Raw genomic sequence first — 14,631 nt, 5'->3', positions numbered from 1 at the left:
GGCGCTCGCACAGCGGAGGCCGCACCCCGACCGGGGTGCGGCCTTCGCCGTAAACTGACCCCATGCGTGATCTTGCGGGGGGTTTCCGGTATCTGCTGGCCGGACAGCGATGGGTGTTCGGCCACGGCCGGTGGCTGGGCTTCGGCCTGCTGCCCGGGCTCGTCGCGTTCGTCCTCTACGCCGGCGCCCTGGTCGGCCTCGGCTACGGGGCCGACGACCTGACCGCCTGGGCCACCCCCTTCGCCGACGACTGGTCCTCGCCGTGGCTCCCGGTCTTCCGCGGTTTCCTGACCGCCCTGCTCTTCAGCCTCGGGCTCTTCCTCGCGGTGATCACCTTCACCGCCGTGACCCTGCTGATCGGCCAGCCGTTCTACGAGTCCCTCTCGGAGCAGGTCGACCGCAGCGAGGGCGGCGAGGTCCCCGAGTCCGGGCTCCCGCTCTGGCGGGAGCTGTGGGTCTCGGCCCGGGACAGCGTGAAGGTGCTCGGGCGGGTGCTGCTGTACGGCATCGCGCTCTTCGCCCTCGGTTTTCTCCCCGTGATCGGGCAGACCGTGATCCCGGTGCTCGGCTTCTGCGTCTCCGGGTACTTCCTGACCCAGGAGCTCACCGCCGTGGCGCTCCAGCGGCGCAAGGTGGAGCTGGCGGACCGGCTGGAGCTGATGCGGTCGCGGCGGATGCTGGTGCTGGGCTTCGGGGTGCCGCTGGTGCTGGCGTTCCTGGTGCCGCTGGTCGCGGTGTTCCTGATGCCCGGCGCGGTGGCCGGCGCCACGCTGATGGCGCGCGACCTCATGCGGACCGACGAGGCCCCGGCCGCCGAAACCACCCCCGCGGGTTTCGGACCGCCGCCGCCCGCCTACTCGTAGCGGCCGCTCCCCGGGAGCCGCCGACCGCCTACTCGTGACGGCCGCTCCCCGGGACCTCCTACCGCTTCAGCAGCAGGACGGCCCCGGTCGTGTCCTCCCCGCCGTGCGCGGCCGGGTCCGCGGCCAGCCGCCGGCGCAGCAGGTCCACGTACGGGGCGACCAGCTCGGTGCTGACGCCCTGCTCATCGGCGGTGCGCAGCATCGTGCCGCTGCCCACGACCTGCATGGCCAGGTTGGACACCACCCCGGAGGTGAAGTCCCCCGAGGTCAGCCGCTCGGCGGCGTTGCCGACGAAGAAGTTCATCGCGCCGAGCCACTCGGACAGCAGGGGAGCCAGGTCCTTCGGGGCGATGTCCTCGTCCGCGATCAGTGCGTAGGCGTGCGAGATGCCGGCGAACATCCCCCACATCGCGCTGAGCAGCGCCACGTCGTGCAGGGCCGCGTGCCCGGGGTTCCCGCCGACGAAGCGGGCCCCGGCCGGGACCTCCAGGACCGCCCGGCAGGTCTCGAAGAGCGCGTGCGAGCCGCTGTAGAAGACGTACCCGCCGGCCTCGGGGACGCCGATCATCGTCGGCGTGGCCATGATCCCGCCGTCCAGGTACCGGGCGCCGCGCTCCTCGGCCCAAGCGGCCCGGGCGCGTGCCTCCGCGGGCGTGCCGGTGGTGAGGTTGACGAGGTCCTTGCCGGCCAGGTCGATGCCGTCCAGGGCGGAGCCGACGCTGGCGTCGTCCAGCAGGCACAGGACGACCAGATCGTTCGCGGCGACGGCCGCCGCCGCGCTCGGGGCGACGCTCGCCCCTTCGGAGGCCGGTGCCGCGGCCTTGGCGGGGGTGCGGTTCCAGACGGTCAGGGAGTGCCCGGCGGCGAGCCAGGTGCGGGCGAGGGCGGTGCCCATGTCGCCGAGGCCGAGGAGGGTCAGGGAGGTCTGAGCTGCGGTGCCGGTATGGGTTCCGGTAGTGGTGTCGGTCATGGCGCTTAGCCTGGTGGCGGGCGGGAGAGCGCTCAAGTACGCACTTTGGAGTGGGTGGTTACCCCAAGGTGAGCGTCCAGGTGGGGGAGGGTGTGCGATGACGGTGACACGAAGGCCGGGTGCGGACCACTGCGGGATCGCCGCGGCGATGTCCGTGATCGACGGCAAGTGGAAGGTGTCGCTCCTGTGGGAGCTGGACCAGCGCCCGCGCCGGTTCGGCGAACTGCGCCGGCTCGTCCCCGGCGTCTCCGAGAAGGTGCTCGCCGCCCAGCTGCGCGAGCTGGAGACCGACGGCATCGTGCACCGCGAGGTGTACGACGAGGTCCCGCCGCGCGTGGAGTACTCCCTGACCCCCCTGGGCCAGGACCTGAACGCGGCCCTGGCGCCGCTGGGCGCGTGGGGCAGCAAGCACCTGCTGCCCGACTCGGTGTGACGTCGGGGCCCGGCGGGATCCGCAGGGGAGCGACTACGCGCGCGGTTCCACCCACAGCGCCTCGGCGACGGCGCACAGCTCGCCGTCGGCCGTGCCCAGCGCCGTGCCCACGGTGTACTTGCGGCCCGAGCTCGACAGCATCCAGGCGTACGAGACGAGCCCCTCGCCCACCGGCACCGGCCGCAGCAGCCGGGCGCTCAGCGCGGCGGTGACCGCACCGGCCCGGCGGCCGTCGAGCAGCCGCCCGGCCGCGTTCCCGGGGCAGTCCAGCGCGCCCCACACCAGCTCGGGCGGCAGCAGCCCGTCCGCGCCGCCCAGCCCGGGCGCGGGGGTCCAGGCGGCGGCGACCAGCTCGCGGCCCGGCACCGTACCGCAGTGCAGGCGCAGCCCGGTGGCGGGCGTCCGGTCCAGGCCGCAGCCGAAGCAGTCGGCCTGGCCGTCCGGCGGGTCCGCCCGGAAGGCCTCGGCCGCGGCCACCGCCCGGTCCCAGGAAGGGGCTTTGGGAGATCCGGCGCGGGGCGGTTCGGCCGGGGTGGCCAGGGCCAGCAGCAGCTCGCCGTCCGTCAGTTCGCAGCCGCCGTCCGCGGTCGCGGCGAGCCGGACCGGCGCCCCGGTCGGCACGGGCCGCCGGAAGTCCACCCGTACGCCCTTCGCCGTGGCCCGGGCGGCCAGCACGCCCGCCACGTAGCCGCCGAAGGCCACCCCCGGATATCCGTGGAGGCGTTCCGGAACCGTGATCGTCTCGAAGTCGCTCATGGCGCCCACCTCATCACACCGGGGTGCTCCCGGCCGAGGCCGTCACCACCGTGGCCGTCACCACCGACGGCGTACGGTCGTCCGCCTCGGCCAGCAGGGCGCCGCCCGGGCCCCACACGGCCGCGCGGCCGCAGCCGGTCCAGGGGCCGGCCGGGCCGACGTGGTTGGCGAGGACCACGTACAGGCCGTGCTCGCGCGCGATCCCGGGGTACACGGTGGCGCGCTCGTGGATCCCGTCGCCCGTCCCGTACAGGGAACTCGCCAGGTGGACGCGGCAGCCGTCGGCGGCGCCCCGGCCGGGCAGTCCGGGGAAGTGGTTGTCGAAGCAGATGCCCAGGCAGAAGCGGATCCCGCCGAGCTCGAACCGTCCGTCGCCCTCGCCGGCCGCGAAGACCTCCTGCTCCTGCCGGTACAGGTGCTGCTTCGCGTACGTCGTCACGTGCGCGCCGTCCGCGTCGTGGACCAGCGTCGCGACGGCGGGCCGCGGGCCGCCGGTGGGCAGGGCGACGTTCACCGCGGTGGCGATCCCGGCGGAGCGCAGCGGATCCAGCCGCGGGTCGTCCGCGGCCGTCCACAGGGAGGGGTCGGCGGCCAGCGCGCCGAGCTCGTACCCGGTGAGCGCGAGCTCGGGGAACACCACCAGCTCGGCGCCCTGGTCGCGGGCCGAGGCGGCGAGGGCGGCGGCCCGGTCGACGTTGGCGCGGACGTCGGCGGGGATGCAGGTCAGCTGGGCTGCGGCGATCTTCACGCGGTCAGGATGCCAGCTCGCCGGCGACCTCCCTCAGCAGGGCCAGGAAGACCAGGGCGGCGGGGGAGGGGGCGATCCCGCGCGGGGTGGCGGCGTAGATCTGGCGGCGCGGGGTGTCGTCCGGGTGCAGGGGGACCAGCGCGAGGTCGGCCCGTGCCGAGGAGGCGGCGAGCGCCGGGACCAGGGTGACGCCGAGCCCGGCCGCGACGAAGCCCTGCTTGGCGGTCCAGTCGGCGGCGACGAAACCGGTGCGCGGGCGGAAACCGCCGGCCAGCGCGGAGTGCATGAGGGTCTCCTCGGGCCGGGTGTCGGCCGCGATCCACTCCTCGTCGGCCAGTTCGGCCAGCCGTACGCCGGCGCGCCCGGCGAGGCGGTGGCCGAGCGGCAGGGCCACGTACATCCGCTCGTCGAGCAGGTGGTGCGGGGTGCAGCCGCCGGGCGGCTCCGCGGAGGTGTCCGCGACGACGGCGAGGTCGAGGTCCCCGGCGGCGAGGAGGGCCAGGTGCTTGGCGGAGGGGCCCTCGGTGCGGGTGACGGCCACGCCGGGGTGGCGGGCCAGGAAGGCGGCCAGCGTGCGGGGCAGCAGGGCGGCGTCGGCGGTGGAGAAGGCGCCGATCCGCAGGCGCCCGGCGCCGAGGCTGCGCAGCGCGTCGAGTTCGGCGCGGGCGGTGCGCAGCCGCTCGCCGACGGCCTCGGCGTGCGGGAGCAGGATCCGCCCGGCCTCGGTCAGGCGGACCCCGCGGGGGAGGCGGTCGAAGAGCGCGGTGCCCCATTCGTCCTCGAGGGTCTGGATCTGCCGGGAGACCGCGGACTGGGTGTAGCCGAGGGAGCGGGCCGCGGCGGTGAAGGAGGCCAGGCGCGCCACGGACAGGAAGACCTCGTACAGGCTGTGCGAAGAGGGCATGGCAGGCATGCTAGGCAGTTGCTCGTCACATGCACGGGCCCCGCCCGGCGTCGTGGGCATGTGCGCAGCACTGAGGACCGTGCTCCTCGGCCTCGGCCTCGGCCGGACGGGATCTCCGACGGCCCGTCACCTGCCGTCCCGGGGCGCGGGCTGACGGTCCGGAACCGGACGGCGACTTCCCGGTGGCCCTGGCCGCGAGGGACGTGGCCCCGGCCGCCGGCCACGCCCCCTGCCGGTCCTGGAGGCGGTGCGCGCCGCGCCCACCGCCCGCCCGGAGCGCGCGGACCGGACCTCTGCGCACTCCGGCCGGACGGTGGTCGCGGCGTGGCCGTCCGACCGTCAGGCGGGGACGGCCAGGGACTCGATCACGACGTGGTGGTCGGAGAAGGCCGAGTCGGCCACCGCGCACCAGCGCCGGGTCTCACTGGCGAACAGGTAGTCGATCTTCCCGCCGGAGGAGTGCGTCGCCCGGCCGGTCCGCGAGGCGCCCTGCTGATCGCACTCCTGGTAGCCCTCGGTGCCGGGCCCGGTGGAGTAGAGGCCGGCGGGCCACACGTGGGCGGCCTTGTTCTTCGGGTCGTCCGGGGACAGGCTGTTGAAGTCCCCGCCGAAGACCGTCCGGGGGAAGGTGTTCACGATGGCCTTGAGCTGCGCGAGCTGGTCGTCGCGGTAGTCCCAGGTCGGGTGGTCCGGGTTGCTGCCCAGGGGCGAGAGGTGGACGTTGCAGAGCCGGACGCCCCAGTACACCGCCGTCGCGCACTGGAAGGGCCGCTGCTGGCCGACGTACGGCTGCGGCAGCGGGTACTCCTGCGCGTCCGCCATCTGGCCCTTGACCACGATCGCGGTGCCGATGCGGTCGGCCCGCCCGTCGTCCTCACCGCAGCGGCTGTTCCACTTCCCGGAGGCTCCCTGCGACCACTGGTACGCGGCGAAGTTCTTGTTCCAGCCCGGCCCCAACTGGGCCATCAGCGCGGTGAGGTCGTCCTCGCACACCTCCTGGAGGAGCGCGACGTGCACGTAGTTGTTCTGGACGTGGTACCTGACCACGTCGATCTTCTGCTGCGGCGTGCCGGTGTCCGCACAGTGCCAACTGGAACGCTGTGAACCGCACATGTTCCATGACATGACCTGGAGGTTCTTCGTCTCGGCGGCCGCGGCCGCCGGCGTCCCCAGGCCTGCCGCGAGCAGGAGCGCGCTCAGCACTCCGGCGCTCCGCCTCATCCATCCGGACATTCGCATGAACTACCCAACCTTCGATCGAACCCGTTCGATGATCAAGGTATCCGGAGGGTCGGCGCGGGTCAGACCTGGGTCCCGGGGCCCCGCAGCAGGGTCAGGAAGGCGCGGAACGCGGCCGGCATGTCCACGGACTCGGGGGCCAGCAGCCACTGGTACTGGAGGCCGTCCATGACGGCCGTCAGCAGGGGCGCGGCCTGCTCCGGGGTGAGGCCCGAGGGGAGCCGGTCGCCGAACTCGACGCGCAGCACCGCAGCCATCTCCGAACGGACCTGGGCGTAGCGCTCGGTGAAGAACTCCCGGGCCGGATGCCCGTCGGTGACGCTCTCGCCCAGCAGCGCCGAGAAGGTCTGCACGATGCCCGGACGCATCGCGTTGTACTCCACCAGCGAGGCCAGCAGGTCCAGGCGCCAGGTGTCGGCCGCGGAGCGCGAGCCGCCGCCCGTGTCCCAGCGGTCGCGTTCCTCCAGCACCGCGACCAGCAGGGCCTCCTTGGTCGGGAAGTAGTGCAGCAGCCCCTGCTGGGTCAGGCCCACGCGTTCGGCGACCGTGGCCAGGGAGGCGCCGCGGTAGCCGCGCTCCGCGATCACTTCGACGGCCGCGCGGACGATCTCCCCGCGGCGCTCCTCGCTCCTCGCCCTGACCATCTCCCCGGCACCCCTTCCCGCTCGCACCCGCCCGCTCGCACCCTGCCCACAGGACCGTACGGCATCCGAATATCACGAACACATTACGAACCCTACCGTTCAACAGGTAGCAGGTCCACGATGGGGGCACCGCACCGCATCGCACCGCACTCAACGAGGAGGCACGGCCGTGACCGATGCCGATCAGGTCCGCGACCAGACACGAAACGACGCCGTCGAGGCGGCACTGGGCAAACTGGATCTCGACACCAAGGCCGGACTTCTGGCCGGGCAGGACATGTGGGCCCTGCCCGCCGTCCCCGCCATCGGGCTGCAGTCCCTGGTCTTCTCCGACGGGCCCATCGGGGTCCGCGGCGTGCGCTGGACCGCCGACGACCCGTCCATCGCCCTGCCGTCCCCGACCGCGCTCGCCGCGGCCTGGGACCCGGAGCTCGCCCGCCGCGCCGGCCGGCTCCTCGCCCAGGAGGCCCGCCGCAAGGGCGTCCACGTCCTCCTCGCGCCCACCGTCAACCTGCACCGCTCCCCGCTCGGCGGCCGGCACTTCGAGTGCTACTCCGAGGACCCCTACCTCACCGGCGCCATCGGCGCCGGCTACGTGAACGGCGTCCAGGACGGCGGGGTCGGCACCACCGTCAAGCACTTCGTCGGCAACGACGCCGAGACCGACCGGTTCACCGTCGACAGCGTCATCGCCCCGCGCCCGCTGCGCGAGCTCTACCTCGCGCCCTTCGAGGCGATCGTCGCCCATGCCCACCCCTGGGGCATCATGACCGCCTACAACCAGGTCAACGGCACCACCATGACGGAGCACCAGTACCTCGTGAACGAGGTCCTGCGCGCCGAATGGGGCTTCGACGGCTGCAACGTCTCCGACTGGATGGCCGCCCGCTCCACCGCCGGCGACATCCTCGGCGGCATGGACGTGGCGATGCCCGGCCCCACCACCGTCTACGGACCCGCCCTCGCCGAGGCCGTCCGCGCCGGCGAGGTCCCCGAGTCCGCCGTGGACGAGGCCGCGCGCAACGTCCTGCGCCTCGCCGCCCGCGTCGGCGTCCTGGAGGGCGCCCCCGCCGCCGTGGAGAACCTCCCGGCCCCGATCGACGGCCAGGCGCTGGCCCGTGAGCTCGCCGCCCGCGGCTTCGTCCTGGTCAGGAACGAGGGCGCACTGCCGCTCGACACCACCGCGGGCCGCACCGTCGCCCTCGCCGGCGCCGCGGCCCGCGACGCCCGCGTCCTCGGCGGGGGCAGCGCCACCGTCTTCCCCGAGCGGATCGTCTCCCCGCTCGACGGCCTCACCGCCGCCCTCCCCGAGGGCGCCCTCGCCTACTCCGTCGGCGCCGACCCCTCCGACGAACTCACCCCCGCAGGTCAGGGCTTCGAGCTCCACGCCGTCTGCCGCGACGCCTCCGGGGCCGTCATCGGCGAGGGCGGCCTGCCGTCCGGCCAGGTCCAGTGGATCGGCGACGACCTGCCCGCGGGGGTCACGTACGAGACCATGGCGAGCATCGAGGTCCGGGGGACGTTCGTGCCGCGGGAGAGCGGCGAGCACGCCTTCGGCACCCGCGGACTCGGTGCCTTCGCCCTCGCCGTCGGCGGCGAGAGCCTGTGGAGCGGCGTCCAGGAGATGGGCAACGAGGCCGACCCGTTCGAGGCGTTCTTCGGCGCCCCCAACGAGCGCGCCCGCCTCACCCTCACCGAGGGCGAGCCCGTGGAGGTCTCACTGACCTTCCAGGTCCCCGACATGACCTCGCTGCCGCTCAGGGCGATCATGTTCTCGCTGCTCCACCTCGGCCCGCGGCGCGACGCCGACGAGCTGATCGCCGAGGCCGTCGCCGCCGCCCGGGACGCCGACACGGCCGTCGTGGTCGTCGCCACCACCGAGCGCGTGGAGTCCGAGGGCTTCGACCGGCAGGACCTCTGCCTGCCGGGCCGCCAGGACGACCTGGTGCGCGCCGTCGCCGCCGTGAACCCGAACACGGTGGTCGTCGTCAACGCGGGCTCCCCGGTGGAGCTCCCGTGGCGCGAGGACGTGGCCGCCGTGCTGCTGACCTGGTTCCCCGGGCAGGAGGGCGGGGCCGCGCTGGCCGACGTACTCCTCGGCGACGCGGAGCCGGGCGGGCGGCTGCCCACCACCTGGCCCGCGCGGTTCGCGGACGCGCCCGTCACCGAGGTCGTCCCCACCGACGGGCGCCTGGAGTACGGCGAGGGGATCCACATCGGCTACCGCGCGTACGAGAAGCACGGCGTGAGCCCCGCCTACCCCTTCGGGCACGGACTGGGCTACACCGACTGGACCTACGACTCGCTGGAGGTCACCCCCGACACGGTCCGGGTCCGCCTCACCAACACCGGCACCCGGCCCGGCCGCGAGGTCGTCCAGGTCTACCTGGCCCCCGAGCGGGACGGCGTGGAACGCCCGGCCAGCTGGCTGGCCGCCTTCGCGGGCGTCGTGGCGGGCCCCGGAGAGAGCGTCGAGACCGAGATCCCGCTGCCCGCCCGGGCCTTCGAGATCTGGGACGAGGAGGTCCGCGACTGGCGGCGGATCGGCGGCACCTACGAGGTCCGCGCGAGCCACTCGCACGGCGACACCCGGCTGACCGCGACGCTCGACCTCGCCTGACACACCGTATGGCCGGAAATCACCCCTGAAACCGTCCGGGGGCGGGCCCTGACACCCGCCTCCGGACCTCTCCGCCGCCCGAGCGTCAACGTGGCGGTTCGGCCGCAGTCACCTGGCGGTGCGCCAGTTCCGCGAGCCGCGCCTGGCCGTCCTTGCCCGGATGGAACCAGTCCCAGCGGCTCAACTGTTCCGCCGCGAAGGGGTACTGGAACACCGCGCCGCCGTCGTAGCGGCACAGCGGATCCTTCGCGCAGACCTCGCGCAGCACCTCGTTGTACTCCACCACGCGCGCCCGCACCTGCTCGCGCCGCGCCGTGGCCCCCGTGGCCAGCGACAGCGGATCGGCCAGCATCGACTGGCAGATGCCCAGCTTCCAGACCTGCCGCACGACCGGGAGGTCCTTGCCCTGCTCCCACAGCCGCTGGAGGTCCGGCACGCTGGAGACGTACACCTGGGAGGCCGGGGACGCGGCCCTCAGTTCCGCGAGCGCCTTCTCGAATCCGGCCCGGAAGTCGGCCACCGGGGTCATCGACGAAGCCGTCGGCCGGCAGGCGTCGTTCGAGCCCACCATCACCGTGACCAGGTCGGGCTTGTGCGCGGCGGCCCCGGCCAGCTGGGCCGGCAGGTCCTCCATCCGCGAGCCGGTCACCGCGTAGTTCCAGCTGCGGGCGGGCACCTCCGCCTCCCCGAGCAGCCGGGCCGCGAGGGAGCGGACCGCGGGGTCGTTGCCGGTGGCCCAGGAGACCTCGGGGCAGTCCGCCAGCACGGAACAGGCGTCGAAACCACGTGTGATGGAGTCGCCCACGGCCGCGATCGATCCGGGTGCCGTGTTCCAGCGCGGTGCCGCCTGCGCCCCCCGCTCGCCCTGCTCGCCCGACCCGCCCGAGCTGCACCCGGTGGCCGCCCCGGCCAGGACTACGACCGCAGCGCCCGCCCCTGCGAGAGCCCGGCGCGCGCGGGGGCGCGGAGCGGTGATGCGCATGGGAAGGGGTCCTCCTTGTCTACCCCGCATCGTTCGGGGGGTCCTGCTGAGTGAAAGCTCTGTGTTTACCGGTCTTGGAGCGACCGTACGTCACACCATGACCCCTGGCGCACGGTAGCTTTTCCCCGTGGCGTTTCGGCCGCCGGTCCCGTAGCGCAATGTCAAATAATTTCCGTTACATTACATCACGTCACATACTGTCCGTTTTCTGGAGTTTATTCCCGACCTCGTCCCACACTGGAGGTCCCGGTGACGACACGTGGAGTTCTGTACGTGCATTCCGCACCGCGCGCGCTCTGCCCGCACGTGGAATGGGCTGTTGCGGGCGTGCTCGGGGTGCGGGTGAACCTCGACTGGATCAGACAGCCCGCCTCCCCGGGCACCTGGAGAGCCGAGTTCTCCTGGCAGGCCGAAGCGGGAACCGCCTCGAAGCTCGCCTCCGCGCTGCGCGGCTGGCACCTGCTGCGCTTCGAGGTGACCGCGGAGCCGTGCCCGACCGCCGAGGGCGAGCGCTACAGCTCCACCCCGGAGCTCGGGATCTTCCACGCCGTCACCGGAATGCACGGCGACATCCTCATCCCGGAGGACCGGCTGCGCGCGGCGCTGGCCCGGTCCGCGCGCGGTGAGACCGACCTGGAGGCGGAGATCGCCAAACTGCTCGGCAAGCCGTGGGACGACGAGCTGGAGCCCTTCCGCTACGCGGGCGAGGGCGCCCCGGTCCGCTGGCTCCACCAGGTGGTCTGAGCCCGGCCCGAGCCGCGGCGGCGGATACGCGAAAGGGCCCACCCGGATTCACCGGGTGGGCCCTTTCGCGCAACTGCTGCGGGGGTACTAGACCGTGCGGAAAGCCAGGGTCACGTTGTGGCCGCCGAAGCCGAAGGAGTTGTTGATCGCGGAGATCGGACCGTCGGCCGGCAGCTTGCGCGGCTCGCCCACGATGATGTCCGCGTCGATGTCCTCGTCGAGCTCGTCGACGTTGATCGTCGGCGGGGCCAGCCGGTTGTACAGCGCCAGCACGGTCGCGACGGTCTCGATACCGCCCGCACCGCCCAGCAGGTGACCGGTCATCGACTTGGTCGCGGAGATCGCGATGTGGTCGAGGTCGTCGCCCAGCACCTTGCGCAGGGCCTTCAGCTCGGCCGTGTCACCCTGCGGGGTCGACGTGGCGTGCGCGTTCAGGTGGACCAGCTCGGCCGGGTCGAGACCCGTATTGTCGAGCAGGTTCTGCACCGCGGCCGCGACACCGCGGCCGGTGGGCTCAGGCTGCGCGATGTGGTGGCTGTCCGCGGACAGACCCTGGCCCAGCACCTCGCAGTAGACCCGGGCGCCGCGCGCGGCGGCGTGCTCTGCGGACTCCAGGATGACGACGCCCGCGCCCTCGCCGAGTACGAAGCCGTCACGGCCCTTGTCGTACGGGCGGGAGGCCTGCTCGGGGTTCTCGTTGTTCTTGGACATCGCCATCATGTTGGCGAACGCGGCGATCGGCAGCGGGTGGATCGCAGCCTCGGTACCGCCCGCGACGACCACGTCGGCACGGCCGGTACGGATCATCTCGACGGCGTAACCGATGGCCTCGGCGCCGGAGGCGCAGGCGCTGACCGGAGTGTGCACGCCCGCCTGGGCGTTGACCTCCAGGCCGACGTTGGCCGACGGGCCGTTCGGCATGAGCATGGGGACGGTGTGCGGGGAGACCCGGCGCACGCCCTTGTCCTTCAGGACGTCGTACTGGTCGAGCAGGGTGGTGACACCGCCGATGCCGGAGGCGATCACGGTGCCCAGACGCTCGGGAGCGACGAAGGCGCCCTCTTCCGTCTCTTCGCCGGCCGGGGTGGTGTAACCGGCGTCGGCCCACGCCTCGCGGGCGGCGATGACGGCGAACTGGGCAGAGCGGTCCAGCTTGCGGGCCAGCGGCCGGGGCAGGACTTCACTCGGGTCGACGGCGGCCCGAGCGGCGATGCGTACCGGGAGTTCGGCGAAGCGCTCGCCCTCCAGGGGCTTGACGCCGGAACGGCCGGCAAGCAGACCTTCCCAGGTCGAAGCGCTGTCGCCACCCAGCGGAGTGGTTGCGCCGATACCGGTGACGACCACGGTGCGATTGGTCGGGCTCACAGGAATTCTTTCTCCACGTCTCAGGGGGTGCTGAATTGTCACGGCGCCACCGCCAGGTGGCGACAAACGCTCGTCAGGCTCAGGCCTGGTGCTTCAGGATGTAGTCAGCGGCGTCGCCGACCGTCTTGAGGTTCTTGACGTCCTCGTCCGGGATCTTGACGTCGAAGCGCTCTTCGGCGGCGACGACGACCTCGACCATGGAGAGCGAGTCGACGTCCAGGTCGTCGGTGAAGGACTTCTCGATCGCGACGTCCTCGGTGGGGATACCGGCGATCTCGTTGACGATCTCCGCGAGACCCTCGACGATCTCTTCCTGCGTGGCGGCCATGTGGCGCTCCTTCTATAGCTAACTGGGGTGGAACAGGGTGGGACGTGTGTCCCGGCCCTAGGGGAGGGTAACGACCGTCGCGGCGTAGACGAGTCCCGCCCCGAAGCCGATGACGAGCGCGGTGTCGCCGCTCTTCGCCGCTCCGGTCGCCAGGAGCCGCTCCATAGCGAGCGGGATCGAGGCGGCCGAGGTGTTGCCGGTGGTCTCCACGTCACGGGCGACCGTGACGTGCTCCGGCAGCTTCAGAGTCTTCACCATCGAGTCGATGATCCGCATGTTCGCCTGGTGCGGAATGAAGACGTCCAGGTCGTCCGCGGTGATCCCGGCGGCGTCGAGCGCCTGCTGGGCCACCTTGGCCATCTCGAAGACGGCCCAGCGGAAGACCGCCTGGCCCTCCTGGGTGATGGCCGGAAACTTCTCGCCGCCGTCCTTGCCGAGGTACTCGTCCCACGGCACGGTCTGCTTGATCGTCTCGGACTTGTCGCCCTCCGAACCCCACACCGTGGGGCCGATGGCCGGCTCGTCCGAGGGACCGACGACGACGGCGCCGGCGCCGTCACCGAACAGGAAGGCCGTCGCGCGGTCCTCCAGGTCGGTCAGGTCCGAGAGCCGCTCCACGCCGATGACGAGGACGTACTCCGCGGAGCCTTCGACGACCAGGCCCTTGGCCAGGGTCAGGCCGTAGCCGAATCCGGCACAGCCCGCGGAGATGTCGAAGGCGGCGGGCTTGCCCGAGCCGATCCGGTGCGCGATCTCGGTCGCGACGGCCGGGGTCTGCTTGAAGTGCGAGACCGTCGAGACGATCACGGCACCGATCTGCTCCGGGGCGACACCGGCGTCGGCCAGCGCCTTCCCCGAGGCCTCCACCGACATCGCGGCGACGGTCTCCTCGGGCGAGGCCCAGTGCCGGGTCGCGATGCCGGAGCGGGAGCGGATCCACTCGTCGGACGAGTCGATGGTCTCGAGGATGACCTCGTTGGGCACCACACGGGTCGGGCGGTAACCGCCGACACCGAGGATGCGGGCGTAGGGGGAGCCCTTGGCCGGCTTGATCTTGGACATGCTGTGTGGGCTCCTTCTCTCAGGCCGTCAGGTCGGCGATGAGCGCCGCGGCCTTGTCGAGATCGTCCGGGGTCTTCAGACCCACGCTCGGTACGCCCTTCAGCGCGCGCTTGGCCAGACCCGTCAGGGTGCCACCGGGGCAGAGCTCGATGATCCCCGTGACGCCCAGCTCGGCGAACGTCTCCATGCACAGGTCCCAGCGGACCGGGTTGGCGACCTGGCCGACCAGGCGGGCGACGACGTCGGCGCCCGTGGTGACGACGAGGCCGTCCTTGTTCGAGACGTACTTCAGCGCCGGGTCCGCCGGGGTGAGCGCCTCGGCGGCCTTGGCCAGCGTGGCGACGGCGGGGGCCATGTGATGCGTGTGGAAGGCGCCCGCGACCTTGAGGGCGACGACCTTCATGGAGCCTTCGGGCTTGTCGGCCTCCAGGGCAGCGATCTGCTCCATGGTGCCGGCGGCCACGATCTGACCCGCGCCGTTGATGTTGGCGGGCGTCAGACCCAGCTTCTCCAGGTGTGCGACGACCACGTCGCGGTCACCGCCGAGGACCGCGGCCATGCCGGTCTCGGTGACGGCGGCGGCCTCGGCCATGCCCAGGCCGCGGGTCCGGACGAACGACAGCGCGTCGCCCTCGGACAGGACGCCGGCGTAGGCGGCGGCGGTGATCTCACCGACGCTGTGGCCCGCGACCGCGCCGAAGGCGGCCGGGGAACCGAGCGCCGAGGCGGACAGCAGACCGGCGGCGACCAGCAGGGGCTGGGCCACGGCCGTGTCGCGGATCTCTTCGGCGTCAGCGTTCGTGCCGTAGTGGGCAAGGTCCAGCCCGATGGCGTCCGACCACGCGGCGACGCGGTCGGCGGCACCGGGAAGTTCGAGCCAGGGAGTCAGGAAGCCGGGCGTCTGAGCGCCTTGGCCGGGAGCGACGAGTACGAGCACCCTCACACTCTCTCTTGTGGATGGCCCCTGCCGCCG

General features: G+C 72.8%; 15 protein-coding genes. 4 read left to right on the top strand and 11 right to left on the bottom strand.

Annotation, left to right across the window (positions count from 1 at the left end; translation table 11 throughout):
- Positions 1 to 62: 62 nt before the first annotated feature.
- Complete coding sequence (locus tag OG753_RS15260; protein ID WP_327262338.1) at positions 63 to 863, top strand: EI24 domain-containing protein; 801 nt, start codon at positions 63 to 65, stop codon at positions 861 to 863.
- Between the two features lie 58 nt (positions 864 to 921).
- Here OG753_RS15260 and OG753_RS15255 read toward each other — a convergent pair whose 3' ends face one another.
- Positions 922 to 1,833 carry an NAD(P)-dependent oxidoreductase gene (locus OG753_RS15255; protein WP_405788778.1) on the bottom strand — a complete coding sequence of 304 codons (912 nt, stop codon included), beginning with the start codon at positions 1,831 to 1,833 and terminating at the stop codon, positions 922 to 924.
- Between the two features lie 97 nt (positions 1,834 to 1,930).
- Between OG753_RS15255 and OG753_RS15250 the strand changes: the two genes are divergently transcribed.
- Positions 1,931 to 2,266, top strand: coding sequence for a helix-turn-helix domain-containing protein (locus OG753_RS15250; protein WP_327262336.1), 336 nt, complete (start codon positions 1,931 to 1,933; stop codon positions 2,264 to 2,266).
- Between the two features lie 33 nt (positions 2,267 to 2,299).
- On the opposite strand, the gene OG753_RS15245 is transcribed toward OG753_RS15250, so the two are convergent.
- The 5 genes from OG753_RS15245 to OG753_RS15225 all read right to left on the bottom strand — a co-directional run bounded on the left by OG753_RS15245 (position 2,300) and on the right by OG753_RS15225 (position 6,557).
- A complete protein-coding gene (locus OG753_RS15245) occupies positions 2,300 to 3,022 on the bottom strand; it encodes a hypothetical protein (protein WP_405788777.1) in 723 nt (240 codons plus the stop codon).
- Positions 3,023 to 3,035: 13 nt separating this feature from the next.
- Positions 3,036 to 3,770, bottom strand: a complete 735-nt coding sequence (locus tag OG753_RS15240) for a carbon-nitrogen hydrolase family protein (RefSeq protein WP_405788776.1) — start codon at positions 3,768 to 3,770, stop codon at positions 3,036 to 3,038.
- A 4-nt stretch (positions 3,771 to 3,774) separates the two neighbouring features.
- Positions 3,775 to 4,683 carry a LysR family transcriptional regulator gene (locus tag OG753_RS15235; protein WP_405788775.1) on the bottom strand — a complete coding sequence of 303 codons (909 nt, stop codon included), beginning with the start codon at positions 4,681 to 4,683 and terminating at the stop codon, positions 3,775 to 3,777.
- Positions 4,684 to 5,013: 330 nt separating this feature from the next.
- Positions 5,014 to 5,913, bottom strand: coding sequence for an endonuclease/exonuclease/phosphatase family protein (locus OG753_RS15230; protein ID WP_405788773.1), 900 nt, complete (start codon positions 5,911 to 5,913; stop codon positions 5,014 to 5,016).
- A gap of 62 nt (positions 5,914 to 5,975) precedes the next feature.
- The gene (locus OG753_RS15225; protein ID WP_327262331.1) at positions 5,976 to 6,557 is read right to left on the bottom strand and encodes a TetR/AcrR family transcriptional regulator; all 582 of its coding nucleotides are present in this window, start codon (positions 6,555 to 6,557) and stop codon (positions 5,976 to 5,978) included.
- Between the two features lie 169 nt (positions 6,558 to 6,726).
- Between OG753_RS15225 and OG753_RS15220 the strand changes: the two genes are divergently transcribed.
- Complete coding sequence (locus OG753_RS15220) at positions 6,727 to 9,177, top strand: beta-glucosidase (RefSeq protein WP_405788771.1); 2,451 nt, start codon at positions 6,727 to 6,729, stop codon at positions 9,175 to 9,177.
- A gap of 85 nt (positions 9,178 to 9,262) precedes the next feature.
- On the opposite strand, the gene OG753_RS15215 is transcribed toward OG753_RS15220, so the two are convergent.
- Positions 9,263 to 10,159 (bottom strand): SGNH/GDSL hydrolase family protein, encoded by an 897-nt coding sequence (locus OG753_RS15215; protein ID WP_405788770.1) that lies wholly within the window; start codon positions 10,157 to 10,159, stop codon positions 9,263 to 9,265.
- A 249-nt stretch (positions 10,160 to 10,408) separates the two neighbouring features.
- Here OG753_RS15215 and OG753_RS15210 point away from each other — a divergent pair, with 249 nt between their 5' ends.
- Positions 10,409 to 10,903 (top strand): DUF3145 domain-containing protein, encoded by a 495-nt coding sequence (locus tag OG753_RS15210; RefSeq protein ID WP_030160508.1) that lies wholly within the window; start codon positions 10,409 to 10,411, stop codon positions 10,901 to 10,903.
- Positions 10,904 to 10,990: 87 nt separating this feature from the next.
- Here OG753_RS15210 and OG753_RS15205 read toward each other — a convergent pair whose 3' ends face one another.
- From OG753_RS15205 to OG753_RS15190, 4 genes are all read right to left on the bottom strand, one after another.
- Positions 10,991 to 12,268 (bottom strand): beta-ketoacyl-[acyl-carrier-protein] synthase family protein, encoded by a 1,278-nt coding sequence (locus OG753_RS15205; RefSeq protein ID WP_327262328.1) that lies wholly within the window; start codon positions 12,266 to 12,268, stop codon positions 10,991 to 10,993.
- A 79-nt stretch (positions 12,269 to 12,347) separates the two neighbouring features.
- Positions 12,348 to 12,596, bottom strand: coding sequence for an acyl carrier protein (locus OG753_RS15200; protein WP_030009997.1), 249 nt, complete (start codon positions 12,594 to 12,596; stop codon positions 12,348 to 12,350).
- A gap of 57 nt (positions 12,597 to 12,653) precedes the next feature.
- Positions 12,654 to 13,658, bottom strand: coding sequence for a ketoacyl-ACP synthase III (locus OG753_RS15195; RefSeq protein ID WP_327262327.1), 1,005 nt, complete (start codon positions 13,656 to 13,658; stop codon positions 12,654 to 12,656).
- 19 nt (positions 13,659 to 13,677) lie between these two features.
- On the bottom strand, positions 13,678 to 14,595 hold the full coding sequence (locus OG753_RS15190; RefSeq protein WP_327262326.1) for an ACP S-malonyltransferase: 918 nt from the start codon (positions 14,593 to 14,595) through the stop codon (positions 13,678 to 13,680).
- Between the last annotated feature and the right edge of the window lie 36 nt (positions 14,596 to 14,631).

Source organism: Streptomyces sp. NBC_00029, from assembly GCF_045160505.1.
GTDB lineage: Bacteria > Actinomycetota > Actinomycetes > Streptomycetales > Streptomycetaceae > Streptomyces.
Note: the sequence above shows the minus strand (reverse complement) of the source record. Positions and strands in the feature narration are given on the sequence as shown.